The 24,603-nt window shown below is 67.2% G+C and carries 21 protein-coding genes; 6 read left to right on the top strand and 15 right to left on the bottom strand.

Annotation, left to right across the window (positions count from 1 at the left end):
* Positions 1-23: 23 nt before the first annotated feature.
* On the top strand, positions 24-455 hold the full coding sequence (locus IEX43_RS08200) for a DUF3592 domain-containing protein (protein WP_188810014.1): 432 nt from the start codon (positions 24-26) through the stop codon (positions 453-455).
* 125 nt (positions 456-580) lie between these two features.
* Positions 581-1,069 (top strand): hypothetical protein, encoded by a 489-nt coding sequence (locus IEX43_RS08195; protein WP_188810012.1) that lies wholly within the window; start codon positions 581-583, stop codon positions 1,067-1,069.
* Positions 1,070-1,098: 29 nt separating this feature from the next.
* Here the strand turns inward: IEX43_RS08195 and IEX43_RS08190 are convergent, their stop codons facing one another.
* The 7 genes from IEX43_RS08190 to IEX43_RS08160 form a co-directional block, all read right to left on the bottom strand.
* Positions 1,099-1,275 (bottom strand): hypothetical protein, encoded by a 177-nt coding sequence (locus IEX43_RS08190; RefSeq protein ID WP_188810011.1) that lies wholly within the window; start codon positions 1,273-1,275, stop codon positions 1,099-1,101.
* Between the two features lie 67 nt (positions 1,276-1,342).
* Positions 1,343-2,035 carry a dihydroxyacetone kinase phosphoryl donor subunit DhaM gene (gene dhaM / locus IEX43_RS08185; RefSeq protein ID WP_188810009.1) on the bottom strand — a complete coding sequence of 231 codons (693 nt, stop codon included), beginning with the start codon at positions 2,033-2,035 and terminating at the stop codon, positions 1,343-1,345.
* Positions 2,032-2,664: a dihydroxyacetone kinase subunit DhaL gene (gene dhaL / locus IEX43_RS08180; RefSeq protein ID WP_188810007.1), complete on the bottom strand. Its 633-nt coding sequence runs from the start codon at positions 2,662-2,664 to the stop codon at positions 2,032-2,034. Before dhaL ends, dhaM begins: the two co-directional genes overlap by 4 nt.
* 2 nt (positions 2,665-2,666) lie before the next feature.
* Positions 2,667-3,668 (bottom strand): dihydroxyacetone kinase subunit DhaK, encoded by a 1,002-nt coding sequence (dhaK, locus tag IEX43_RS08175; protein ID WP_188810005.1) that lies wholly within the window; start codon positions 3,666-3,668, stop codon positions 2,667-2,669.
* 242 nt (positions 3,669-3,910) lie between these two features.
* Positions 3,911-4,420: an amino-acid N-acetyltransferase gene (locus tag IEX43_RS08170; RefSeq protein WP_188810003.1), complete on the bottom strand. Its 510-nt coding sequence runs from the start codon at positions 4,418-4,420 to the stop codon at positions 3,911-3,913.
* A 28-nt stretch (positions 4,421-4,448) separates the two neighbouring features.
* Positions 4,449-6,572: a S9 family peptidase gene (locus IEX43_RS08165; RefSeq protein WP_188810001.1), complete on the bottom strand. Its 2,124-nt coding sequence runs from the start codon at positions 6,570-6,572 to the stop codon at positions 4,449-4,451.
* A gap of 423 nt (positions 6,573-6,995) precedes the next feature.
* Positions 6,996-9,488 (bottom strand): ATP-dependent Clp protease ATP-binding subunit, encoded by a 2,493-nt coding sequence (locus IEX43_RS08160; protein WP_104185679.1) that lies wholly within the window; start codon positions 9,486-9,488, stop codon positions 6,996-6,998.
* Between the two features lie 588 nt (positions 9,489-10,076).
* Here IEX43_RS08160 and IEX43_RS08155 point away from each other — a divergent pair.
* Entirely contained in the window at positions 10,077-10,634 is a 558-nt protein-coding gene (locus tag IEX43_RS08155; RefSeq protein ID WP_188809999.1) for a DUF1772 domain-containing protein, read from the top strand.
* Between the two features lie 161 nt (positions 10,635-10,795).
* Here the strand turns inward: IEX43_RS08155 and IEX43_RS08150 are convergent, their stop codons facing one another.
* The 3 genes from IEX43_RS08150 to lysS all read right to left on the bottom strand — a co-directional run bounded on the left by IEX43_RS08150 (position 10,796) and on the right by lysS (position 12,976).
* The gene (locus IEX43_RS08150) at positions 10,796-11,128 is read right to left on the bottom strand and encodes a histone-like nucleoid-structuring protein Lsr2 (RefSeq protein WP_066273149.1); all 333 of its coding nucleotides are present in this window, start codon (positions 11,126-11,128) and stop codon (positions 10,796-10,798) included.
* Positions 11,129-11,261: 133 nt separating this feature from the next.
* Complete coding sequence (locus IEX43_RS08145) at positions 11,262-11,441, bottom strand: hypothetical protein (protein ID WP_066273147.1); 180 nt, start codon at positions 11,439-11,441, stop codon at positions 11,262-11,264.
* A 2-nt stretch (positions 11,442-11,443) separates the two neighbouring features.
* The gene (gene lysS / locus IEX43_RS08140; protein ID WP_188809997.1) at positions 11,444-12,976 is read right to left on the bottom strand and encodes a lysine--tRNA ligase; all 1,533 of its coding nucleotides are present in this window, start codon (positions 12,974-12,976) and stop codon (positions 11,444-11,446) included.
* Positions 12,977-13,079: 103 nt separating this feature from the next.
* On the opposite strand from lysS, the gene IEX43_RS08135 reads away from it, so the two are divergent.
* On the top strand, positions 13,080-13,934 hold the full coding sequence (locus IEX43_RS08135; protein ID WP_188809995.1) for an alpha/beta hydrolase: 855 nt from the start codon (positions 13,080-13,082) through the stop codon (positions 13,932-13,934).
* Between the two features lie 95 nt (positions 13,935-14,029).
* Here IEX43_RS08135 and atzF read toward each other — a convergent pair whose 3' ends face one another.
* The 5 genes from atzF to IEX43_RS08110 are packed head-to-tail and all read right to left on the bottom strand — an operon-like array spanning position 14,030 to position 22,772.
* Complete coding sequence (gene atzF / locus IEX43_RS08130; protein WP_188809993.1) at positions 14,030-15,901, bottom strand: allophanate hydrolase; 1,872 nt, start codon at positions 15,899-15,901, stop codon at positions 14,030-14,032.
* A complete protein-coding gene (uca, locus tag IEX43_RS08125; protein WP_229666363.1) occupies positions 15,898-19,671 on the bottom strand; it encodes an urea carboxylase in 3,774 nt (1,257 codons plus the stop codon). The genes atzF and uca overlap by 4 nt, the downstream gene beginning before the upstream one ends.
* Positions 19,668-20,345 carry an urea amidolyase associated protein UAAP2 gene (locus tag IEX43_RS08120; protein ID WP_188809991.1) on the bottom strand — a complete coding sequence of 226 codons (678 nt, stop codon included), beginning with the start codon at positions 20,343-20,345 and terminating at the stop codon, positions 19,668-19,670. Before IEX43_RS08120 ends, uca begins: the two co-directional genes overlap by 4 nt.
* Positions 20,342-21,217 (bottom strand): urea amidolyase associated protein UAAP1, encoded by an 876-nt coding sequence (locus IEX43_RS08115; RefSeq protein ID WP_188809989.1) that lies wholly within the window; start codon positions 21,215-21,217, stop codon positions 20,342-20,344. The genes IEX43_RS08120 and IEX43_RS08115 overlap by 4 nt, the downstream gene beginning before the upstream one ends.
* Before the next feature lie 52 nt (positions 21,218-21,269).
* The gene (locus IEX43_RS08110) at positions 21,270-22,772 is read right to left on the bottom strand and encodes an amino acid permease (protein ID WP_188809987.1); all 1,503 of its coding nucleotides are present in this window, start codon (positions 22,770-22,772) and stop codon (positions 21,270-21,272) included.
* Between the two features lie 237 nt (positions 22,773-23,009).
* On the opposite strand from IEX43_RS08110, the gene IEX43_RS08105 reads away from it, so the two are divergent.
* Positions 23,010-23,681: a TetR/AcrR family transcriptional regulator gene (locus tag IEX43_RS08105; RefSeq protein ID WP_188809985.1), complete on the top strand. Its 672-nt coding sequence runs from the start codon at positions 23,010-23,012 to the stop codon at positions 23,679-23,681.
* A gap of 75 nt (positions 23,682-23,756) precedes the next feature.
* Positions 23,757-24,593 (top strand): alpha/beta fold hydrolase, encoded by an 837-nt coding sequence (locus tag IEX43_RS08100; RefSeq protein WP_188809983.1) that lies wholly within the window; start codon positions 23,757-23,759, stop codon positions 24,591-24,593.
* The last annotated feature ends 10 nt before the right edge of the window (positions 24,594-24,603 follow it).

Genomic DNA, 24,603 nt, shown 5'->3' with positions numbered 1-24,603 from the left:
GTAACGGGAACCAGGGGGAAGCCATGAAGATGATCCTGTACATCGTGTGGGTGCTGTTCGTCATCGCAGCGGTGTTCGCAGTAGTCCGGGCCGTCCGCACCACGAAGCAGGACGAGCAGCAGGCCGCATCATGGACCAGGGTGCAGGCCACCGTCACCGGCAGCGTGGCGGGTTGGACCAATGGCGGCGGCGGATCCAGCCGGAGCCGGCGCTTCTTTCCCATGTACCAGTTCACGGACCCGCAGGGAACATTGTTTGCCGGCGAATCAGAGGTCCCCTTCGCCAGCCAACCGGTGCCGGGCGCCCCAATCGAGGTGGCCTACAACCCCGCCAATCCCAACGAGTCGCGGCAGGTTTCCTCCAAGCCCCGGTCAACGCTGGGGTGCATCGTCCCCTTCTTCGCGGTTTTCGCCCTCGCTTCCCTGTGGTTCATCAGCATTTTCCCTGTGGACTGAAGCGAGGACCTGCCTATTTTCATACCGGTCTCCGTTTGGCCGTCACAGCTGCCCCGGCCATAACAATGCGGGCATCAGTTGAGTTGGGCCCGGGACGCTCCGGCCACGTCGCCCTACGCTGAAGTATGCGCAGGCACGGGCTGCTTTTGGCTTTGATGACGACGGCGGGACTCGCCACGGCCTGCGGTCCCGGCCCCGGCGCGGTCCCCTGCCCTGCCATCGCCCAGGCCACCGCCGTCTCGGTCACGATCCCTGCCAGCTACGCCCAGCAGGTCGCCGGACTGCACCTGATGGCCTGCCAGGACGGCGAATGCACGGAGGACAGCGTGGACCTCCGGCCGGGAAGCTCGTCCATCGACCAGGGCTGCACCAACGGCGTCTGCTCAGCCACGGCATCTCCGAACGGCAGCAAGGACGCTGTGTTGATGCTGCAGGTGCTCACCGAATCCCCCATGACGGTCACGGCGTCAGGAACGGCGCCGGACGGGACGGCACTGCCCGTCCGCAGCGTCGAATTCCGTCCGCGGGGGGACTATCCGTTTGGCGAGCAGTGCGGCCGGTTTATCACCGCAGGGGTGGTACTCGACGCCGAAGGGCTGCGCCAGCAGGACTGACACGTTGATGCGGTTCAGGACAGTGTGGTTCAGAACAGCGCGGGCTGCCCGAAAGCGTCGCCGCCGGCGGTCGCGGGTGCAGCATCGTGTGCCGGAGTGCTGTGCCGCCATTCGAACCCAAGATCAGCCAGCAGATCCTCCACGGACGTTTGACCTTCCAGTACTTCAATTTCTGCGGGGCTGTCTTCGAGCTGGGGCCGTTCCATGGCATCGAGCTTATTCGCAGGATGGGCCGCTGCCCCGGGGAACACACCGCCGGACACCGAACGAAGGCTACGGCTCCCCGAATCCTGCCTGTACCAGCCCGCCCACGTAGTTCACGGCCCGTTCCGCGTCGGCACCCCAGGCTTCCACATGCAGCACGGACCCCTTGCCGGCAGCGAGCGTCATCAGTCCCGTCATGGACGCCCCGTCCACCCCGTTGACCGTCACTTCCGCATCGAGCCCGGACAGCCCGCCGGCTATCTTCGCAGCCGGGCGGGCGTGCATCCCGGCCTGGTTGACCAGCTCAAAGTCGCCCGTGAAGTCCGGCCCACTTCCGGTGGCCGGCCCTTCGCCCACAGCCCCCAGCGGGGAGTCATCCGTATGGCGGACGGGACCGCCCACGGACTCGGCTGCCCGCTTCACCGCCTGCATGTCCGCGCCGCCCTGCGCTGCGACTGCGGCTGCCACCAGGCCCTCCACCAGCGGCGCGTCCGCCAGCACCATGGCCTCCGGGTCTTCGGCGAACTCGAGTGCGGATTCGGCGGTCATCACGGCCGACCCCAGGTCAGTGAGGATGACGGTGCCGCCGCTGCCCGCCTTGTCCAGGGCGGCCAGGACTTTCTCCAGGCTGGTGCCGATCCTTCCGTCGGTGGTGCCACCGGCCGTCAGGACCAGGACGTCGGGCGCCATTTGTGCGGCAAGCTCCGCGGCGCCGTCGGCAATTTTTTCGCTATGGGATACCACCACGAGGCTGACGGTCACGCAGCGGCCCCCACGGCTGCGCGGAGAATCAGGGCGGAAGAGGCTGCGCCGGGGTCCCTGTGCCCTGCGCTGCGCTCCCCGAGGTAGCTTGCGCGGCCCTTCCGCGCCACCATGGGGTCGGTGGCAACGGCGCCCGCCTCGGCAGCCTCGGCCGCCGCCACCAGGACGGTGAGGACGTCCCCGTTGCCGTCCAGCGCGGCTTCCCGGGCAGCGTCCACGGCCGGCGTCCAGGCATCCACCATTGTCTTGTCCCCGGACTCGGCCTTCCCGCGGGCCACGATGCCGTCGCGGGCAGCGGCAAGGGCGCCCGCCCAGGCTGCGGGTTCTATTTCGGCCGCGTCACCCAGGGATGTTGCCGCACGGAGGAAAGCTGTGCCGTAGAGCGGCCCGGCTGCCCCGCCGACCTTTGACATCAGGGTCATGGCTGTGAGCTTCAGGGCGGCACCGGGGGTCTGCGGCGGGGCCTCAGCCAGCTTGTCCAGGACAGCCTGGAAGCCCCGGTCCATGTTTTCCCCGTGGTCCGAATCCCCGATGGCCCGGTCCAGTTCGATCAGCTCCACCCGGTGCTCGGCCATAGCCTGGGCGGACAGGGTCAGCCATTTCACCGCCCAGGTGACATCAAGCGCCACGGTTACACGCCCCAGCGGAGCGCGGCCGTGTGCACCGGCGCGTCCCACAGTTCCGTGAGCTCATCATCCAGCCTCAGGACCGAAATGGAGCACCCCTGCATTTCCAGGGCGGTGATGTAGTTGCCCACCAGTGAACGGTCCACGGTGGCACCACGGTCCGCGAGGACCTGCGACGCCCGCCGGAAGACGATGTACAGCTCGCTCAGCGGCGTGCCGCCCATGCCGTTGACGAACAGGAGGACCCTGTCCCCGGACGTGATTCCCAGATCGGCCAGGACAGGTTCCAGCAGGCGGTCCGTGATGCCGTCGGCGTTTTCCATGGGGATCCGGTGCCGGCCAGGCTCACCGTGAATGCCGATGCCGATCTCGATCTCGTCCTCGGCCAGGTCGAAGCTGGGGGTGCCTGCGTGCGGGACGGTGCATGCGGACAGCGCCACACCCATGGTGCGGACGTTGGCGTTGACGCGTTCACCGACGGCCGCCACCGCGTCCAGGTCATCGCCCCTCTCCGCGGCGGCGCCGGCAATCTTCTCCACCAGCACGGTTCCGCCCACGCCGCGGCGCCCGGCGGTGTACAGGGAGTCCTCAACGGCGACGTCGTCGTTGACCAGGACGGTGCGGACGCTGACGCCCTCAGCCTCCGCGAGTTCGGCTGCCGTTTCAAAGTTCAAAACGTCACCGGTGTAGTTCTTCACGATGTGGACGACGCCGGCTCCTGAGTTGGCCGCGAGGGTCGCCGGAAGGATCTGGTCCGGCGTCGGTGAGGTGAACACCGCCCCCGGCACAGCGGCGTCGAGCATTCCCACCCCCACGAAGCCGGCGTGCAGCGGTTCATGCCCGCTGCCTCCTCCGGAGACCAGCCCCACCTTGCCGCTCACCGGCGCGTCCTTGCGGGTGATGAAGGTGGGGTCTGTGCTGACGGTAACCAGATTGGGGTAGGCCAGGCCGAAGCCCTGTACTGATTCTTCGACGACGGCCCGTGGGTTATTGATGAGTTTTTTCATGGCGGTGCTCCTGGCTCTGCTTCCTGGAGGATGTCACCTTGACCCTACTACCGGCAGGCCCGGCAGCGGTAGGTTCCCGGAGGCCGCCCGGCGGTCCGTCCTTAGACGCAGAAAAGGGACAGCCCCCAATGACTGTCCCTTCCCTGTGGGCCCCCAACCCGGCCACACATAGTTTATCCATCAATTCGAATAAAACAAGTATGCGCAGGTCAGGCGGCTGTAGTCGGTTTTTGTGTGCGCCCTTAGAGCACCCGGATCATCCGGGTGTTGCCAAGGGTGTTGGGCTTGACCCTGGCAAGGTCCAGGAACTCGGCGACGCCCTCGTCATGCGAGCGCAGGAGCTCGGAGTACACCACGGGGTCCACTGCGGACTGGTCAGCCATCACTTCGAAGCCGTGGCGCCTGAAAAAGTCCACCTCGAACGTCAGGCAGAAGACGCGGGCCACGCCCAGGGCGCGCGCTTCCTCGAGCAGGCTCTCCACCAGCACGTGCCCCACGCCCTTGCCGCGCCAGTCCCCGGACGCGGCCAGGGTGCGGACTTCCGCGAGGTCCTCCCACATCACGTGCAGCGCTCCACAGCCGATGACCTGGCCGTCGCTGGACTCTGCGATGCGGAATTCCTGCAGGCTTTCGTAGTAGGCCACAGTTTCCTTGGCCATCAATATCCGCTGGTCCGCCAGCGGCGCCACCAGTTTCTTGATGGCGGAGACATCGCTGGTACGGGCAGGGCGGATATGGAAGGACTCAGTCACAGAGCCATCCTACGAGGTGGCCAGGAGCTCAGAGTCCCAGTTCAGCCGGCAGGGGCAGCTCCTGGTCCAGGACATTCTTGGCCAGGAACTGCTCCACCACCTGGTACCAGACTTTTGCATGCTGCGGCTGGAGGACCCAGTGGTTCTCGTCCGGGAAGTACAGGAACCGGTGCGGCGTCTGCCCGTCCTGGTCCGCGGCCAGTTTCGATGTGGACAGCAGCTCGTACCAGAGGCGCAATCCCTCACCAATGGGTACCCGGTAGTCCTTGTCCCCGTGGATCACCAGCATGGGCGTGCTGATGTTTTCCACATGGCGGTGCGGCGAGTTCTCCAGCGCCATGTCCTCGGTCATTTCCTTCAGCCAGTACTGCGAGGCATCCGTCGTGGGGCCGAACTGGTCCAGGGCCCATAGGCTGGCATGGGTCACGATGGCTTTGAACCTGCCTGTCTGTCCTGCCACCCAGTTGGCCATATAGCCGCCAAAGGAGCCGCCCATGGCAGCGGTGCGGTCAGCGTCAATGTCAGGGCGTTCGACGGCGGCGTCGGTCACCGCCATGAGGTCGGTGAACGGAGCCCTGCCCCATGTTCCCCAGCCGCGCTGGATGTGGGCCTGGCCGTAGCCGGTGGAGAGGGCCGGGTCAGGGAGCAGCACCGCGTAGCCCTTGGCCGTCAGCAGCCAGGGGTTCCAGCGCCAGGTCCAGGCATTCCACGAGCCCAGCGGCCCGCCGTGGATCCACAGCAGCATCGGCGCCGGGGACTCCGCGGATGCGCCCTCCGGCAGCGCAAGGTAGGCCGGGACACGGGAACCGTCAGCCGCCGTCGCCGCGATGCGTTCCAGCCTGCCGGGGCGGAAGGGACGCTCCGCCGGGGCGGGCAGGCGCGTGGTCTCGCCGGTCTGGAGGTCGATGCGGACCGGTTCGGGCGGGAACTCGTACGAGCTCCGGAGTGCATAGGCGCTGCGTCCGTCCGGAGAAACCACGACGTCGGTATATGCCGCGGCGTCCTCCGTCACCCGGGTGACCCCAACTTCAGCCGAAGCGGCGGGGACGCTGATCCGGAAAACCGGCGACGCGCCGTCGTCGTCCGCTGTGGCCAGGAGGGCGGACCCGTCAGGAAGCCAGGCTGCGGGCCTGGGCCACCGGTCCCAGTCGTGCGCTATGGGGGTGAGGCCGCCCGGAGTGTCGCCGTCAGCCCCGGAGACATCCAGCAGATGGAGCTTGACCTGCGGTGCCTGGTGCGGCGTGGTGTCGCTCTCGCTGACCACTGCCAGGGTGCTGCCGTCCGGGCTGACGGGCCCGGGGAAGTAGCTCATGCCTTCTTCATCCAGGAGCACCTTGGTGCTGCCGGACGCCACGTCCACGGCCACCAGGATGGACCGGCTGTCCGCCTTGGCCAGCGGCTTCGTGTAGCTCGCGTAGATGGTCTTGCCGTCGGGGCTGACGGCGGTCTCTGCTTCGCGGAGCCTGGGCCCAGCGCCCGGGGTGAGGTTTCGCAGGACGAGCGGCGCTGCGGCGTCCACGGTGCCCGGCTTGCCGTGTGCTTTGTCGGGTCCCTGTTCAACGGCGAAAATACGCGGCTGGCCCGGGCCAAGGTCAGCATCCCAGTAACGGACCGGGTACTCGCTGTGCAGGATGGCGGAGACTTTGTTGTCCTTGCGGGACTTGCGGCGTTCGGCGTCGTCGTCTTCATCGGCCGAACCTGCCAGGACCTCCGCAACAACAAACGTGGCGTCCGCCGCTCTGGCCGTCATCACGGCACCCACCCCGCCGGGCCGGTTCAGCACCACCCGGGCCTCGCCGCCATCCGCAGGAAGCAGCCACAGGGCGTTCACGGGGTCGCCTTCCGGACTGTCCGGGTCCGGCCGGGCCGAGGTGAAGTAGACATCGCCGTTGGCTGCGAATGCCGCCCCGGCCTCGCCTTTGGCACTGCGGGTAATCCTACGCGCCTGCTTCTGCCCTGCGGGATCAAGCTCCCACAGCGCCGTGGCGAATTCGGTGCCCGTGCCGTTCAGGGTGGCCACGGTAGTGACCAGCCGCCGGCCGTCGGGGCTCAAAGCCAGCCCGCTTACCCGCGGGATTGACAGGTAATGGTCCAGATCATGAAAAGGGGTCAAAGGTTGCTCATCCGGGATCGCCGGTTCCAAGTTAGCCATGCCCCCGATTCAACCCGACCGTGTCCCACATCACAAAATAGGCGGCGGCGACGCCCACCAAGCTCCCCCGCGACTGCACCCGGCCACCCTGGACGATTACCCCCGAGCGGCGTGTGGCAGGGCCGCGCCGCCACCGGCGCCATTTGCCGCTTGCTGCTCGTTCCTCGCTTTGACGCAAGCTACACAAATGACCCCGGCGCCTGCGCTAAGTGCCGCCGCGCACGAGGTGCCGGGCATCAGGGATTTATGTAGGCGCCGTCAAAGCGACGAAGGAGCAGGCGCCGGGAAATCTCTGATGCCCGGCACCGAAGCCGTCCGCAGCGTCGTAACCCGTGGACGCGGATGCCAACGCTTTGACGGGACGGGGGGCAAAGCGAAAACCCCGCCGCTCCTTGCGGAGTGGCGGGGCTTTGGCTGTGGAAACTAGACGCTCGGGGCGATTTCCGGGATGCGCGGCTTGGCGTTGCCGGCGAACGTGAACTTCGCGTCGTCGCCTTCGCCTTCCACGTCCACTACGACGATGTCGCCGGCGTGGATCTCGCCGAACAGGATCTTCTCGGAGAGCTGGTCCTCGATCTCGCGCTGGATGGTGCGGCGCAGCGGCCGGGCACCCATGGCGGGATCGTAGCCGCGGGTTGCGAGGAGCACCTTGGCCGCAGGCGTGAGCTCAATGCCCATGTCCTTGTCCTTGAGGCGCTTCTCCAGTCGGGTGACGAAGAGGTCCACGATCTCGATGATCTCGTCCTGGGTGAGCTGCGGGAACACCACAACGTCATCCACACGGTTCAGGAACTCGGGGCGGAAGTGCTGCTTGAGTTCCTCAGTGACACGGGCGCGCATGCGGTTGTAGCCGGTCTGCGTGTCGGTGCCGGACTGGAAGCCGGTGGCCACACTCTTGGAGATGTCCCGGGTGCCGAGGTTGGTGGTCATGATGATCACGGTGTTCTTGAAGTCCACCACGCGGCCCTGGGAGTCGGTCAGGCGGCCGTCTTCCAGGATCTGCAGCAGCGAGTTGAAGAGGTCCGCGTGGGCCTTCTCCACTTCGTCGAACAGCACCACGGAGAACGGACGGCGCCGGACCTTCTCGGTCAGCTGGCCGCCTTCCTCGTAGCCGACGTAGCCCGGAGGGGCACCGAAGAGCCGTGAGACGGTGTGCTTCTCGGAGTACTCGGACATGTCCAGCGTGATGAGGGCGTCCTCTTCACCGAACAGGAACTCCGCGAGTGCCTTGGCGAGTTCGGTCTTGCCGACGCCGGTGGGGCCGGCGAAGATGAACGAGCCGCCGGGACGCTTGGGGTCCTTGAGCCCTGCACGGGTGCGGCGGATGGCCTGGGACAGGGCCTTGATGGCCTCGTTCTGGCCGACGACGCGCTTGTGCAGTTCGTCTTCCATCTTCAGCAGGCGCGAGGATTCTTCCTCGGTCAGCTTGAACACGGGGATGCCGGTGGAGTTGGCCAGCACCTCGGCGATGAGGTCCTCATCCACCTCGGAGATGTCGTCCATGCCGCCGGACTTCCAGTGGCGTTCCTTCTCAGCGCGCTCGGTGATCATCTTCTGCTCCTTGTCACGGAGCGCAGCTGCACCTTCGAAGTCCTGCGCGTCAATCGCGGACTCCTTTTCCATCTTCAGCTTGGCGATGCGCTCGTCCATGGCCTTGAGCTCCGGCGGAGCGGTCATGCGGCGGATGCGCAGCCGGGCGCCGGCCTCGTCGATCAGGTCGATCGCCTTGTCCGGCAGGAAGCGGTCAGAGATGTAGCGCTCGGCGAGGCTGGCAGCAGAGGCCAGGGCGCCGTCGGTGATAGTGACTCGGTGGTGCGCCTCGTAGCGGTCACGCAGGCCCTTGAGGATCTCGATGGCGTGCGCCACGGAGGGTTCCTTGACCTGGATCGGCTGGAAGCGGCGCTCCAGGGCAGCATCCTTTTCGATGTGCTTGCGGTACTCATCCAGCGTGGTGGCACCGATGGTCTGCAGCTCACCGCGGGCCAGCATGGGCTTCAGGATGGAGGCAGCATCGATTGCGCCTTCGGCGGCACCGGCACCGACGAGGGTGTGGATCTCGTCGATGAAGAGGATGATGTCCCCGCGGGTGCGGATTTCCTTGAGGACCTTCTTCAGGCGCTCTTCGAAGTCACCGCGGTAGCGAGAGCCTGCCACCAGCGAACCGAGGTCCAGGGTGTAGAGCTGCTTGTCCTTGATGGTCTCGGGGACGTCGCCGCGGACAATCGCCTGGGCCAGGCCCTCGACGACGGCCGTCTTGCCGACGCCCGGCTCGCCGATCAGGACCGGGTTGTTCTTGGTACGGCGGGAGAGGACCTGCATGACGCGTTCCATCTCCTGCTCGCGCCCGATGACCGGGTCCAGCTTGTTCTCGCGCGCAGCCTGGGTGAGGTTGCGGCCGAACTGGTCCAGGACGACGGATCCTGCAGGTGCGCCCTCGGGCTGGCCGGAGCCGACGCCTGCGCCGGTGGTCTCCTTGCCCTGGTAGCCCGAAAGGAGCTGGATGACCTGCTGGCGGACCCTGTTCAGGTCGGCGCCGAGCTTGACCAGCACCTGGGCGGCAACGCCCTCACCCTCGCGGATGAGTCCCAGCAGGATGTGCTCCGTGCCGATGTAGTTATGGCCCAGCTGGAGGGCTTCGCGCAGCGAGAGCTCCAGCACCTTCTTGGCACGGGGGGTGAAGGGGATGTGGCCGGACGGCGCCTGCTGGCCCTGCCCGATGATCTCCTGCACCTGCTCGCGAACGCCGTCGAGCGAAATGCTCAAGGACTCAAGAGCTTTGGCGGCAACACCCTCACCCTCATGGATCAGACCCAAGAGGATGTGTTCGGTACCGATGTAATTGTGGTTCAGCATGCGTGCCTCTTCTTGGGCAAGCACAACTACGCGACGGGCACGGTCCGTAAATCGCTCAAACATTTCGCCACACTCCTAGCTACGACGTACTTTGATGCTACGTGGCTGACCCAGACTTGGGGAGCGTGTTCGCCACAGGGGAAACCGGAGCCATTGCCCAGGGCTGGCCAGGCTAGCCGCCAGCTGGCGTGAGGCCCGTGGTTTTCGGTTTGCGACGCCGGTATTCCTGTGGGCTTGGTCGGGATAGGAGGTGACGTAGGCCTTGTCAACGCCGCGGAGCGCAGCGTCCCACGTGGATTCGCCATCCCAGTCGAAGGCGGAAAACCCTGAGCGGGACCCGATGCGGACAGATATTCCTCGGGCCCGCGAGCCGCTCAGCCACCCTCCGGCCAGTCTTGCCGGTGCCGTCGATGACCAGGGTAGTGCCGTCGTTTGCCTGTGTGGTCGCCTCAATGGGCTCGTTGTCTTCCATACGTCAACCCAACCAACAGCACTAACAGCCCGACATACCCGCCCCGCTCACCTTCATGCGATTCCGTATCAGGCGGGCCTTTCATGCCGGCTGCTTGCCGTAACGGGGGTAGCGTCGAGTCTGGGTTCTCCCTCCCGGCCCGCTGATACCGGCCGGGCCACCACCACAGGACCGGAGCCATGCTTACCATCACGCTGCTTCTCAGCGCTGCGACCGTTACCCTCGCCGGAATCGGCGGGCTCTACTATTCCTATGCATGCTCAGTGATGCCGGGCCTGCGCTCTACGGATGATGCGACATTCGTCAGCGCGATGTCCCAGATCAATTCGGCGATCCAGACCCCCGTCTTCGCGCTGAGCTTCTTCGGAGCATTCCTTTCCCTGGCTGCCGCGTCGGCGTTTTCGTGGGGCAATGGGCTTGACAGCGCCGCGCCCGTCTCCGTCGCCCTGGCCTGCTACACAGCCACCATGGCAATCACCTTCTGCGTCAACATTCCCCTGAACAACCAACTCGCGGTGGCCGCCAGGCTGGGAGACGCTGCAGCGAGAGACGTACTTATGAAATCAGGTGGACGCGCTGGAATCTGCACCGCACTTGGTTGTCTCTGGCTGGCGTTGTTGCACTTAGCGTCGCTTGGGCCGCTCTTGGGCAGTGGTGACGGTAACGCCAAGGCTGTAAAAGCGCAGTCCCGTGCTGTGGCGAAGAATCGGCATAGAACGTTTCATTCGCCTTTGTGAAAGCCAGCCCGGCGATTTGACATTGCTGAGCTGGAAGGGCCGCTGGACCATTCGGGACGGAATCGTCTTAGCCGTGGCGGTACGTGCTCCGCTCGCATGAAAAAGCCCTGCCTTCGCACTCAGGCGGAGGCAGGGCAAAAAGGGCAGCAGGTGATCCGGAACTAGGAATTTGCCTTTTGGTAGGCTTCCTGGATTTCGGCCTGAATTCGGCCGCGGCTGTTAACCGTGTAGCCGTTTTCACGCGCCCACTGCCGTATTTGGGCAGAATCGTGGCTGCGGCCGCTGGCTGCTGCTTTGGTTCGGACGGCCCGGCCGCCGCCGGAGGACTTCCGTGCGGCTGCAACAAACCGCTCAAGCGAAGAGCGGAGCTCGGCGGCGTTTGACGCCGAAAGGTCAATCTCGTAGTTGACCCCGTCAAGGCCAAACTTTACATTCTCGTCTGCGGATCCCCCATCCAGATCATCAACGAGGATGATGTTTACTTTCTGTGCCATTTAAAAGACTTCCTTTGGAAAGGGTTCGGTTTTCAGAAAAGCAGGATGTTTCCTAAAAAGTATGACTCTTTTTATGGCAACGCGTCAAAGCGCCGAATGGTTCCTGTGGATATTAGGGGGAAAGTGTGGGGTTTTATCTATTCGATTCAGGGTCAGGCCGGTCAACGGGTGCCGCAGTCCGGGTTTCAGCTTCTGCCTGGGCCTGGGCTTCGGCCTGCCGCTCGGCCTTGTCCGCGTTGAAGATCGATTTCATGGCGAACCAGAAAAGCAGGCCCACCACAATGGACGGGAGGAGGACGGCCACGTACTCCATGGTCAGTGCCCTTCCGGCTTGAGGAGCGGGAAGAGGATGGTTTCGCGGATTCCGGCACCGGTGAACAGCATGACCAGGCGGTCAATCCCCAGACCGATTCCACCCATGGGAGGAGCGCCGTACTCGAGTGCGCGCAGGAAGTCCTCGTCCAGCTGCATGGCCTCGACGTCACCGGCCGCGGCGTGGCGCGACTGCTCGGTAAGCCGTTCACGCTGGATGACGGGGTCGATCAGCTCGGAGAAGGCCGTGCCGCGCTCCATGCCGCCGATGATGAGGTCCCAGGCCTCGATCAGCCGGCCGTCCTCCCGGTGCGGGCGGGCCAGCGGCTGGGCGGAGGGCGGGTAGTCGTAAACGAAGGTGGGGTTCAGCAGCGTTGGCTCAACGATCTCGCCGAACAGCTCAACAGCGAGCTTCTCGGCGTCCCACTTCGGGTCCACCTTGACCTCGTGCTTTTCGGCAATCCCGCGAAGCACCTCAAGCGGCGTCTCCGGCGTGACTTCCTGGCCAACGGCGTCGGAAAGGCCCGGGTAGACGGCAAGCCATGCCCAATCGCCGTCGAGGTTGATCTCCCCTGCCTCGGTCTGGAGGATACGTCCGGCACCCACTGCGTCAGCGGCGTCGAGGATGATCTCCTTGATGCGCTCAGCCATGACGAACTGGTCAGCCCACGCCTCATAGCACTCAAGGGTGGTGAACTCTGGGCTGTGGGTGGAGTCCACGCCCTCGTTGCGGAACACGCGGCCCATGTCGTAGACGCGGTCGATCCCGCCCACCACGGCACGCTTGAGGTAGAGCTCGGTGGCGATGCGCAGGGTCATCTTCTGGTCAAAGGCGTTCATGTGGGTCTCGAACGGGCGGGCCAGGGCACCGCCGTGGACCAGGTTCAGGATGGGGGTTTCCACCTCCACGTAGCGGTGGCGGAAAAGCGTCTCGCGGATGGAGCGGGTGATGGCTGCGCGGGTGTAGACCATCTCGCGGGCTTCGTCGCGGACCATCAGGTCCACGTAGCGCTGGCGGACACGGGTTTCCTCGTTCAGTTCGGCGTGCAGCACCGGCAGGGGGCGGAGGGCCTTGGATGCCATGGACCAGGATTCCGCCATGACCGAGAGCTCGCCGCGACGGGAGGAGATGACCTCGCCCTTGATGAACACGTGGTCCCCGAGGTCAACCAGCGCCTTCCAGTCGGCGAGCGCTTCCTCACCCACATTGGCGAGGCTGAGCATGGCCTGCAGCCGGGTACCCTTGCCGTCGGTTCCGCCTTCCTGGAGGGTGGCGAAGCACAGCTTTCCGGTGTTGCGGACAAAAACGACGCGTCCGGTGACGCCGACGATGTCGCCGGTGGTGTCGTCCGCCTCGAGGTGGCCGTACTTTTCGCGGACCTCGGCGAGGGAGTGCGTCCGCTCCACACCTACCGGGTACGCCTCGGAGCCGCGCTCGATGAGTTTGGCGCGCTTCTCCATGCGGATCCGCATCTGCTCGCTGGCGTCGAGCGGCTCTGGGGCGTTCTTGGGCGCGGGGGTGTTTTGGGAAGTCACAATCCCCAAGTTTACCGGGACTTCGGGGACGCAGGATTCGGGCGCAACCCGCCCGGTCCCGGGCGTGCCTGGGCAGCTGCGCAGTCCTGCCTAGGATGGGGTGGTGAAAGAACAGGTACTTCCAACGCACGACGGCGGCCGGCTGGCTTTGTACAGCTACGGCACCGAGGATGCGCCGGGAGAGCGCCGTGTGCTGGTGATCGGGGGCGCCTTCCTGACTGCCCTGATCTACCGTCCGTTTTCCGAGGCGCTGGCAAAGGGCCTGGGCGAAGGTTGGGCCGTGGACGTGTACGACCGCCGCGGCCGCGGCAGCTCCTCCGAGCAGCCCGCCGACTACTCCATGGCTACTGAGATCGCGGACGTCCGCACCGTCCTGGATGCTACCGGCGCCCGGAACATCCTGGGCCACAGCCTGGGCGGTTCCGTGGCGTTGAACGCCGTCCAGGAGTTCACCGGTACCACGTACGTGCCGGACAAATTGGCGGTGTACGACCCCGCCGTGAACATTGACGGCAGCATCGACACCTCCTGGCTGTCCGGGTTCGAGGACGCCGTGAACAACGGCAGGGTGGGGCATGCCCTGGCCCACATGAAGAAGGCCACCAGCGCCGGCTCGGCGATGTCCAAGATCCCCGAGCCGGTCCTTGCCGGGCTGATGGCCGTGCTGTCCCGGACCAAGGTGAACAAGATGTTCCGCGAGGTTATGCCCAGCGGCGTAGGCGAGCTGCGGGCTGCCTACAAGGAGGCGGACCATGCCAGGGACTTCAGCGTGCTTCCCGCCAACACCCACTTCATGGCGGGCGGCAAGAGCCCCAGCTACTACAAGGCCACGGCGGAGCGCCTGCACGCCGCCGTCCCCGGCAGCACGTACGAGCTCTCCCCCAAAGGCTTCCACGGTTCCATCCCTGCCGCCGTTGATGAGCTAGTGACGGACATCTCGGAGTACTTCAAGGGCTAGTCACGGCCACGGCCCCGAGTTTTTGTCCAGATGTGCAGGGTTAAGGTGCCTTGAAGCCTGCACATCTGGACAAAAACTCCATGGTCGGGAGGGGGTCAGGTGCGCTCCCCCCTGCTGAAGCCGGCCAGGGCCGCGTCTCCCAGGTTCTGCCAGACGCTCTTGGGCTGGCGCTCCGCGCTGCGATCTGCCAGCCAGTCACCGTAGCGGGTGATGTCCTCCCCGCCCGCGGCAGCCACAGCGTCGCAGGCGAACCCGACCGCCGTCGACCCGTCCGCGAGTTCGATGGATCCGAGCAGCATGGGCTCGGGCAGGGCAGCCAGGAACGCGCCGAGCCCCGCCGGGGACACCAGCCACCGTTCACCCACCAGCTCTGCGCCGCCGTGGTCCGAGCGGTACACCCCCGGCTTGGGCGGCACGGTGTCCAGGGACACCATGCGGTAGCGCGCCGCGGTCCGCACCAGGCCGTCCCAGGCGGCGCCCAGTTCTTCCAGCTGCGGCGCCAGCGGCTGGCCCTTTCGGTGCGCGCCCACCACAACGAGCGGCACGGCCTTGGCGCCTGCGGCCAGCGGCCAGGGAACGGACGACGACGGGTTGGCGGGTTCGTCCGCCGGCGCCGCGCCCCCGGCAAAAAGCTTCGGAACCGGGGTTGACTCCAGCAGGCGCGCAATATCGGCGGCGACGGCGTCGTCGAAGGTCCGGCCCACCACGGTCAGGCCGAACTGGGCACCGTCCACTTCACCGGCAGGCACCGCCACGGCGCACAGGTCGAACAGGTTGCAGAAGTTCGTGTAGGTCCCCATCAGCGAGTTCACGCCCACCGGATCCGCGGCCACCTCGGCAAGGGTGGGGTGGAACGGGGCGGTGGGGATCAGCAGCGCATCAAACCCTTCCAGCTGGGCCATCGCTTTGTCCTTCAGCGCTTCCAGCCTGGCCGCATCAGCCACGTACCGGTGGGCAGGCACTGTACCCGCCGCCCGGATGATGCCCTCCACGGTGGGGTCGATGCCCGCTCGGGTGCCAGCGCCGTCGCCGCCCTTGTCAAGGTATTCGCCTTCAAGGAATTCACCTTCAAGGAATTCGCCGACGGCGGCATAGCGCTCGGCCACCAGCCCGCCGTCGTACAGCAGCCGGGCAGCGTCGAGGAAGGCATCGAAGGCGATGGCTTCGGCTTCCACGCCCAGCTCCCGCAGCCGGTTAATGTTCCGGTGGAACTCCGCTGCCCAGGATGCCGGCAGCGCCGGAAGGCTTGCCGGGTACGCAACACGTGGCCGCTCCGGCGCAGCCAGCCGGATATTCGCCGGCCAGGGCCGCGCACCTCCAGCCATGACCCCCATGGCGAGTTCTGCCGTGGACAGGTGGCGGGCAAAGATGGTGACCGCGTCCCAGGACCGGCAGGCCGGCACTACCCCCTCCGTGGAGACCACGTGCAGCGTCGGTTTGATGCCCACGATTCCCTGCAGCCCGGCGGGCACCCGGCCCGAGCCGGCCGTGTCCGTCCCGATGGCGATGTCCACCAGGCCCAGCGCCACGGCAACCGCGGAGCCGGAGCTGGAACCGCCGGAGATGAAGTCCGGGCGGCGGGAATCGCGGACTGCACCGTGCGGGCTCCGTGTGCCGACGAGCCCGGTGGCGAACTGGTCCAGGTTGGTGGCGCCCAGGACCAGAGCACCGGCAGCACGGAGCCGGGCCACGGCGCCGGCGTCCTGTTCCGGCGTGTACGCAAAGCCGGGGCAGGCCGCCGTGGTGGGGATGCCTGCCACGTCAACGTTGTTCTTGACGGCGAGCAGGAGCCCGGCGAGGGGCAGGTCCGCGCCCCCAGCAGCGGCGGTGTCGATGGCAGCGGCTTCGGTGAGCAGCTCATCCACCCCGCGGAGGGTGATCCAGATTTCCGGCCGGTCCACCGCATCCACTGCGGCGAGCGCGGCCCGGACCCGTGCGGCGGCCTTACCGGTGGTTGTGCCGGTCATACTGTTGCCTCTTCCAGTTCGGGGGCTTCCACTTCCTGCGTTTCCGGGTTCTGTGTTTCCGCGTCCTCGCTGCCGAGGACCACAACGGCCTCGCCCGCAACAACCTGCGAGCCCGCGGCTGGCAGGACCCGCACCACCACGCCGTCGCACGGCGCTTCCAGCACGGTTTCCATCTTCATCGCCTCGAGGGACACCAGCGGCTGGCCCTGCACCACCCGGTCCCCGGCCTTGACGTCGACCTTCCAGACGCTCGCCGCAAACGGTGCGGCCACGAGGGATCCGCCGTCCGGGACCGCCACGTCGTCCACAACCGGCGATACGACGGCGGCAAGAGCCTCCGCGCGGTCGAACTCGCCGGCGTCGGCCCATGCCTGCCGTTCCACCGCGAACGCCGCACCCTGCTTGTCCCGGAAGGCGGTGATCGATTCGCGGTTTTCCTCAAGGAACACCTCGTGCTCGGCCAGCGAGAAGGTGCCGTCCTCGATCTCGACGCCGCGGCCCCTCCCGGCGGCCATGTCCGCCCGCAGGTCCAGGAGTTCCTCCGGGCTGACCGGGTACCAGGAGATGCGGTCGAAGAAGCGCAGGAGCCACGGCGAACCCGGTTCGAACGGGGCGGAGTCCGCGTAGCGCGACCACACCTGGGTGGTGCGGCCAACGAACTGGTAGCCGCCCGGGCCCTCCATGCCGTAGATGCACATGTACGCGCCGCCAATGCCCACCGCGTTCTCGGGTGTCCAGGTGCGGGCGGGGTTGTACTTGGTGGTGACCAGGCGGTGGCGCGGATCCAGCGGGGTTGCAACGGGGGCACCAAGGTACACGTCTCCCAGACCGAGGACCAGGTATTCGGCGTTGAAGACGGTGTCGAACACGTCGTTGACCGATTCCAGGCCGTTGATCCGCCGGATGAACTCGATGTTCCAGGGGCACCAGGGGGCGTCGTCCCGGACGCCCGCCATGTAGCGTTCAATCGCTTCCCGGGTGGCGGGGTCGTCCCAGGACAGCGGCAGGCGGACGGTGCGGCTCGGAACCACGAGCTCCGAGCTCGCCGGCAGGGCTGCCTCGATCTCCTGGACGAGTCCCAGCAGTTTCCTCGTGGCGAGGACCGACGGGTCCACCTTGATCTGCAGGGAACGGATTCCCGGGGTCAGGTCCACGATCCCGGGCACGCGGAGCTGCTCAATGTGCTGGTGCAGGGCGTGCACCCTGGCACGGAGGCCGAGGTCCAGGACCATCTCCCCGTATTCCACCAGCAGGTTGTCATCGCCGGACCGCCGGTAGGTGACCGCAGGCCTTCCTGGGCCTTCCGGCACCCGGCCCAGCACGCCGTCGTCGCCGTCTCCCCGCGCCGTACGTTCGGGACGGCCGGCGCCCGGTGCAGGCGCGGCTGCTGGAAGGCTCGTTGGGAAATTGCCGGACCATCCGGCGTCGCCGGGCAGGACCAGCTGGCGGCCCGGGCCAAGGTCACTGGCCGACGGCGCCTGGCTGACACTGACGGGAACGAACCTGACTTTGTCGCCTGGCCGAAGCTGGCCCAGCTTCCAGCGCTCGGCCGTCACCACGGTGACCGGGCAGACGAACCCGCCGAGGCTGGGACCGTCCGGTCCGAGCAGGATGGGCGTGTCACCGGTGAAGTCCAGCGCGCCGACTGAATAGGCAGTGTCGTGGATGTTGGACGGGTGCAGTCCAGCCTCGCCGCCGTCGGTGCGTGCCCAGCGCGGCTTGGGGCCGATGAGCCGCACACCGGTGCGGGCGGAGTTGAAGTGGACCTCGTACTCGGACGCGTAGAGCTCGTCGATATCCTCGCGCCGGAAAAACTCGGGGGCACCGTGCGGCCCCTCCGTCACGGCAAGCTCCCAGGTCGAGGCCAGGGCGGGCCGGCTGTCCACGGGGACTGCCGCCGCCGTCATTTTTTCGCTGCCGCCGCCAGCGGCAGGCGCTGCTGTGCGGAGGACGTCGCCGGCGCGCAGGACGCGCCCGGCATGGCCGCCGAACTGGCCCAGGGTGAAGGTGGAGGCGCTGCCCAGGTACTGCGGGATGTCCAGGCCGCCCTGGAACAGGATATAGCCGCGAAGCCCGGCGCCGGAGGCTGTGCCGGCGTCGAGCGTTCCGCCTGCCGGGACGGTCACCGGCGTCCACGCGGGCACCTCTTTTCCGTCCACGCTGACCGTTACTTCCGCGCCGGTGACGCAGACCGTGGTGGCGTGCGTGAAGGTCAGGGAGGGCCCGGTCATGGTGAACTCCAGGCCCGGGGCGCCTTCGGGGTTGCCCAGCGCGGTGTTTCCGAGCCTGAAGGACAGGTCGTCCATGGGGCCGCTCGGCGGCACGCCGATCTGCCACAGGCCGGTGCGGCCCGGCCAGTCCTGGACGCTGGTCTGGAGGCCGGGGCGGCCCACGGTGATGCGGGGTTCGGGGTCGCCGACGTTGTCCAGCGTGCTGGTGGAGTGCTGCACGCTGCGGACCACGTCCAGGCCGGTGGCCGCGCGGAGCATCCCCAGGTTGGTCTCGATCCCGTCGATCCGGGTGCCGGCGAGCGCGGCGGCCAGCCGGTCGAGGGCCTCGGCCCGGTCCCGGCCGGACGTGATGATCTTGCCCAGGAGGGGATCGTAGTTGGTGGAAACTTCGGTGCCGGTTTCCGCCCAGGCGTCCACGCGGACATCGGCGGAGGCGGGGTAGACGGCGTTGGTCACGGTGCCGGCGCTGGGCTGGAAACCGCGGGCCGGGTCCTCGGCATAGACGCGCGCCTCAACGGCATGGCCGGACACGGGCAGGCTGTCCGGCCGGTCCGCCAGGACCGCTTCCGCTTCAGTGCCGCCCTGGGCCAGGCGGAGCATCCATTCCACCAAGTCCACGCCGGTGACGGCCTCGGTGACGGGGTGCTCCACCTGGAGGCGTGCGTTGACCTCAAGGAAGGACGCTTCGCGGCGGGCGGAATCGTAGACGAACTCCACGGTCCCGGCGGAACGGTAGTTAAGGGACGCGCACAGCGCGCGGGAGCTGCGGTGCAGTTCTTCGCGCAGCCCCTCCGGCAGGTCCGGGGCGGGCGCCTCTTCGAGGACCTTCTGGTGGCGGCGCTGGAGGGAGCAGTCCCGGTCCCCCAGGCTGACCACCCGGCCGTCGCCGTCGCCGAAAATCTGCACCTCGATATGCCGGGCGTTCTCGACGTACCGCTCGGCGAACACGCCTGCGGTGCCGAAGCTTGCCCCGGCCAGCCGGGCCACGCGGGGGAAGCTTTCCGCGAGTTCGGCTTCGTCGCGGCAGACCGTCATGCCGATGCCCCCGCCGCCGCCGGTGGCTTTGAGCATGAGCGGGAAGCCGATAGCGGAACCGGCAGCAACGGCGTCGTCAACGTTTGCCAGCAGCCCGGATCCGGCGATCATGGGCACTCCGGCGGCTTTGGCGGCGTCGCGTGCCGTGTGCTTGGTGCCGAAGATGCGCAGCTGTTCGGCGGTGGGCCCTACGAACACCAGGCCGGCTGCCTCAACGGCTTCGGCAAACGCGGCGTCCTCGGAAAGGAATCCGTAGCCGGGGTGGATGGCACCGGCCCCGGTGGACCTGGCCGCATCAAGCAGGGCGTCCACGCGAAGGTAGGACTCCTTCGCCGGGGCGGGTCCCAGGAGCACGGCTTCGTCGGCCAGCCGGACGTGCTTTGCTCCCCTGTCCGCCTCGGAGAAGACGGCAACGGTCCGCAGTCCCAGCTTCCGGGCGGATTCGATGATGCGGCAGGCGATTTCGCCGCGGTTGGCAACTAAAAGGGTGTCGAAAGTACTCACAGTGCAGCCTCCGGCCGGGTGACGATCATGCGGACAGGGGTGGGGTTGAAGCCGTTGCACGGGTTGTGGATCTGCGGGCAGTTGGACACCAGGACCAGGGTGTCCACCTCCGCCCTGAGCGCCACGCGCTTCCCGGGAGCGGAAAGGCCGTCCACAATGCCCAGGGCGCCGTCCGGGTCCACGGGGACGTTCATGAACCAGTTGATGTTGGACACCAGGTCCCGCTTCCCGAGGCCCCAGCGTGAGCCCTCGATCAGGAAGTTCTCCACGCAGGCGTGCTGTTCCCGGGTGTGCTGGCCGTAGCGGAGGGTATTGGACTCCTGCGAGCAGGCGCCGCCGATGGTGTCGTGCACGCCCACCTCGTCTGCCACCACGGTCATGAGCGGCGCGCCGGTTTCCGCGCGCAGGACCGACCCCGTGGTGAGGACGATCGAGTGCTGCCGTGCGATGGTGACGGCGGCCGAGTAGCGCACGGTGGTGTCCCCTGCTGCATAGAGCAGGCAGTCCACGGCCTGGTTGCCTTCCAGGTCAACGATGGTCAGCACGTCGCCGGCTGCCACGACGGCGGACCAGGGGCCGCGTGCCTCGACGTATTCGTCAAGGACAACGTCTCCGGCGGCAAGGGCTGCTTCACGGGCATCGGCGGCGGGAGTGGCGTAGGTGGCAGTGTTCATCGGGCGTTCCTCGCGGTGAGATCGTGTTCGGTGTTCTGCAGTGCCTGCAGGTGTTCAGGGGGCAGGGCGCCGGTGAGGGTGCCCGCCTCCAGGGCCGCAAGGTCCTGCGGTGCGTGCCAGGCGGCGATGTCCACTGCCGTGCCGGTGAAGTCCGGGCGGGGGTCCAGCGGGTGCGCGGTGTTGGCCACCACCAGGACTGCGTCCATCTGGAGCAGGAGTTCGACGTCGGCTCCCGGACCGGCACTTCCGGTGAAGGTGATGCTGCCGGCAGGGTCCACGCTGATGCCCTTGAAGAAGGACAACGACGGCGCCACGTCGGCGGGCCCCAGCCCGCTCTTGAGTGCGCCAAGAGTGAGCAGTTCGCGGGCGGCGGGGGATGCGCTGTGGGCGGTTCCGGCACCAAACCGGGCCGTGTTTCCTTCCAGGGTGGTGGCGCCGGTCAGGGCGTCGTGCCGGGAGGAGGTGTCCGCCACGATGGTGGCCATCAGGCGTCCGGCGTCGGAGAGCAGCGGGTGGCCCGTGCCCGGGTATGCCTGCCAGGGGACCTTGACGGTGTCCGCCACGTTGAGCCGCTCGTGGAAGGCTCCGGCGCGGTAAAGGAGGGTGTGGACGCAGGCGTCACCGCTGGTGTCGGTGAGCCTGATCCGGGTGCCCCGGGCCAGGGACATGGTGGTGTAGCGGCCAAAGGCGAGGGATTCGGCCCAGGTGGGGGACGCGCCGTCGGGCAGTCCTTCCGTCAGGTGCGCCGGGGCCGTGGCGGCGGGCACGAACCGCATGGTTTCCACGGTCCTGCCATGCTGCTTCCTGGCGTGCGCGCGGGCGCCTGCGGTGGTGGCGGTTCCGGTTGCCGGGTTTTCGGTTACTTGTGTCATGTCGATCCTGTGCTGGTTCGGGGAAGGGCTGTGTGAACGGGTCGGGACTGGCTCAGGTGTTGGCCGCGAGGTTCCGGCGCCGCACCCAGATGCCCAGGAGCAGGACCACGGTGACCATCAGCGGTGCCGAGTAGAGGAGGATCCCGTTTTCACCGGAGGGGTCGTAGACCTCGGGCCGCGGCCAGGCGAGGTTGACCACCATTACGGCACCGTAGAGGACGGCGAGGATGTTGACGGGGAGGCCCCAGCGGCCCAGGGAGAAGAGGCCGGCCGGCAGGGTCTGCCCCACCCGGTCCCAGTCGCCGCGAAGTCGGTTGATGAGCTGCGGCACGGTGACCAGGAGGTAGGCCAGGTAGACCATCACGATGCAGACGCTGCAGAGGGTGGTGAACAGTGCCGCGTTGCCCACGTTGATGGCGAGGACGCCCACGGCCAGGGCGCCGATGACGATCGACGGCCACATGGGGGTGCCGCGGGTGGGGTGGACCGTGGAGAGCAGGGCGGACGCGGGGAGCTTGCCGTCCCGTGCCATGGAGAACACCAGGCGGGAACCGGCGGTCTGGATGGCAAGGGTGCAGACGAAGATGGCGATGGCAACATCCACCAGCAGGACCTTGCCCCAGAAGGTGCCCAGGACGGCGGTGAGGACGTAGGGCAGGCCCTCGGTGGCGAGCCGGCCGTCGTCGAGGCTCGGCGCTGCCATCAGGGCCGTGATGATCATGAGCGCCCCGCCGATACCCGAGATGAGCAGGGCGGAAAGGATGGTGCGCGGGGCGGTGCGGCGGGGGTCCTTGGTTTCTTCCGAAAGTTCGCCGGCGGAGTTGAAGCCCACCATCACGTAAGCGGCCATCAGGCCCGAAACCAGGAAGGCTCCCACCGCGCCGAGGTCGGATGTCTGAAGCACGGTGGTGTCCGCCACCACGTCCGGTCCGCGCTGGGCGGCGCTGATGAGGGCCAGGATCACGGCGACGACGCCGACGATCTCGCAGGTGACGCCAACCGAGTTCACGTGGGCCATGAGCTTGACGCCGAGCGAGTTGATGATGGTGGTGGCCACCAGGAGGACGGCTCCGAGGATCACTGCGTTGGCAGCGCCGGTGACGGTGTTCAAAGCAGGATCGCCGCCCACCACCTGGAAGCCGTCCCAGAGCTGGGGCAGTACCACCTGGAGGGCGATGGCGGCGGCTGCGGCCGTGACAACCTGGGCGATGGCCATGAACCAGCCTGCGAACCAGCCCACGCCTTCCCCGCCCACCCGGCGCGCCCACTGGTACACGGCTCCGGACAGCGGGTAGCGGGCAGCGAGCTCCGCGAAGTTCAGGGCCACCAGCAGCTGGCCCACCAGGACCACCGGCCACGTCCAGAAGAAGGCCGGACCGGCAAACGAGTAGCCGAACGCGAAGAGCTGAAAAATGGTGGTCAGGATGGACACGAAGGAAAAGCCGGCCGCGAAGGAGGCGTAGCGGCCGAGTTTGCGGTGGAGGGTGGGCTGGTAGCCCAGGGACGTCAGGTCCGCATCGTCCGCATGGACGGTGGGAAGAACGGTTGAGGTCATCAGATTCTCCGGGGGGGGCTGGAATGCGTGGCGGGGGCCGCCGGTACCGCAGCACTCGGCCGAAAGCTGCGGAATACCGGTCACTTGATAGTTTTCCAGCGGGATGTCCCCGGGGAGTTTCACCTCTGTAAAAGGCGGATAGACATCTTGTTTCGGCAGTATTTCCGTTCCCTCACCGCGGATCCGGGCGCGGGACTGGGCGCCGCATCCGTGGCGAGAGAATGCAAGAATGATGCGGTGACTTCAGCCGGACCGGGACGACCTCGCAGCCAAGAACCCTCCAGGCCAGGGGCCACAGCACGGGACGAAATCCTGGACGCAGCCGCCGAGCTGTTCACCACGCAGGGGTTCGCCACCACGTCCACCCGGTCCATTGCGGATGCGGTGGGGGTCAGGCAGTCCTCGCTGTACCACCACTTCAAGACCAAGGACGACATCCTCGGGGACCTGCTGGAGGGCACCGTCCTGGCAGGGCTGGAGTTTGCCCGGGCGGTGGCCGCCCTGCCCCCAGCCGAAGGGGAGGCAGGAAGCCGGCTACACGCCGTCGCGCTCTACGACGGAACTCAACTGTGCAGCGCCCGCTGGAACCTTGGAATCCTCTACCACCTGCCGGAAGCTCGCAGCGGCCGTTTCGCCAGGTTTCTGGCCGACAGGCAGGAACTGCGCAACCTGTACCGGGAGCTGGGCGCGGCCCTGTCCCCCGCCGGCACAGCGGCCAGCTGGCAGTCCAGCCCGGGAGACCTGGCGTTCCGCCTGGTGGAATCGCTGATCAACCTGCGCGCGGACGGCATGGCAACCCCCGAATCGGCGCTGCAGGCTGCGGACGCAGGACTCATCCTGTGCGGACTGGCCGCTGAACTGCCCGCCATCCGGGAACAGGGCGCGGCGCTCATCGCACGCCTCGGCTGACCGCCGCCGGCTGCGGCCGCTGTTTCCCGGCGCAGCGTGGTGCCTGCAATCAGGTTGCTCAGCTAGGCTCGGAACATGACGCGTGAGAACATCAGGACCCCCGACGGCGGCACGCTGGAGCTCTTCTCCACGGGTGCCGAACTCGCTTCCGCCGGTTCGGGCGTTGTTATTGTCCCGCCTTCCATGGTCACCGCTGCGGATTACACCAGGTTCGCGCAGAAGCTCAGCGCGGCGCTGGGCCGGCCGGTGCACACGTTCAACAGGCGCGGCCGCGGTTCGTCGTCGCCCCAGCCCGAGGATTACACGCTGGACGTGGACATCCGCGATCTGCAGACGGTCATGAAACATACATCCAGCACGGACGTGTTCGGCCACAGCTTCGGCGGTGCCGTTGCGCTGCATGCGGCCCGGACGCTGCCCGTTGAACGGCTGGCCGTGTACGATCCCGCCGTCTCCGTGAACCACAGCGTCAAGGCGGACTGGACGGCGGAGTACGAGCGTGCCGCCGCTGCCGGCGACGACGACCGCGCCCTGGCCGTGCTGCAGCGCGGTCTTGAGGCCGGCGGCGCGTTTTCGTCCCGCATGCCGCTCTCCATGCTGACCCTGGCCAACAAGCTGACCGCCGGCACCTCGGAGGGCAAGCAGCAGCGGGAGATGATGCGCACCGGCGTCCGGGAGATCAAGGCGATCATCGCCGCGGACATGCCTGCCGAGCCGTTCCTGGCGCTGCCGCTGGAGACACTGATTGTGGTGGGCGAGAAGAGCCCGGCGTACTTCGGTATTGCCTGCGGCCAGATCCACGACGTGCTCTCCGGCTCCAGCTACACCATCCTCCCCGGCTACGGCCACGACGGCGTCATCAAGGCCCCGGACAAGCTGATCAAGGAACTGGCTGACTTCTACGCCGGCTGAGCCCAACTGA

Origin of the sequence: Pseudarthrobacter polychromogenes (assembly GCF_014644495.1) — a bacterium.
GTDB classification, from domain to species: Bacteria; Actinomycetota; Actinomycetes; order Actinomycetales; family Micrococcaceae; genus Arthrobacter; species Arthrobacter polychromogenes.
The sequence above is the reverse complement of the archived record's forward strand: the minus strand, read 5'-3'. Positions and strand labels throughout refer to the sequence as shown.

Bases quoted from the DNA above. Each gene is read 5' to 3' on its own strand.
- IEX43_RS08150 (WP_066273149.1), bottom strand. From the start codon at position 11,128: ATGGCACAGAAAGTAAACATCATCCTCGTTGATGATCTGGATGGGGGA.
- IEX43_RS08155 (WP_188809999.1), top strand. From the start codon at position 10,077: ATGCTTACCATCACGCTGCTTCTCAGCGCTGCGACCGTTACCCTCGCC.
- IEX43_RS08110 (WP_188809987.1), bottom strand. From the start codon at position 22,772: ATGACCTCAACCGTTCTTCCCACCGTCCATGCGGACGATGCGGACCTG.
- atzF (WP_188809993.1), bottom strand. From the start codon at position 15,901: ATGACCGGCACAACCACCGGTAAGGCCGCCGCACGGGTCCGGGCCGCG.
- IEX43_RS08200 (WP_188810014.1), top strand. From the start codon at position 24: ATGAAGATGATCCTGTACATCGTGTGGGTGCTGTTCGTCATCGCAGCG.
- IEX43_RS08100 (WP_188809983.1), top strand. From the start codon at position 23,757: ATGACGCGTGAGAACATCAGGACCCCCGACGGCGGCACGCTGGAGCTC.
- IEX43_RS08195 (WP_188810012.1), top strand. From the start codon at position 581: ATGCGCAGGCACGGGCTGCTTTTGGCTTTGATGACGACGGCGGGACTC.
- IEX43_RS08120 (WP_188809991.1), bottom strand. From the start codon at position 20,345: ATGAACACTGCCACCTACGCCACTCCCGCCGCCGATGCCCGTGAAGCA.
- IEX43_RS08145 (WP_066273147.1), bottom strand. From the start codon at position 11,441: ATGGAGTACGTGGCCGTCCTCCTCCCGTCCATTGTGGTGGGCCTGCTT.
- IEX43_RS08165 (WP_188810001.1), bottom strand. From the start codon at position 6,572: ATGGCTAACTTGGAACCGGCGATCCCGGATGAGCAACCTTTGACCCCT.
- IEX43_RS08190 (WP_188810011.1), bottom strand. From the start codon at position 1,275: ATGGAACGGCCCCAGCTCGAAGACAGCCCCGCAGAAATTGAAGTACTG.
- IEX43_RS08115 (WP_188809989.1), bottom strand. From the start codon at position 21,217: ATGACACAAGTAACCGAAAACCCGGCAACCGGAACCGCCACCACCGCA.
- IEX43_RS08160 (WP_104185679.1), bottom strand. From the start codon at position 9,488: ATGTTTGAGCGATTTACGGACCGTGCCCGTCGCGTAGTTGTGCTTGCC.
- dhaK (WP_188810005.1), bottom strand. From the start codon at position 3,668: ATGAAAAAACTCATCAATAACCCACGGGCCGTCGTCGAAGAATCAGTA.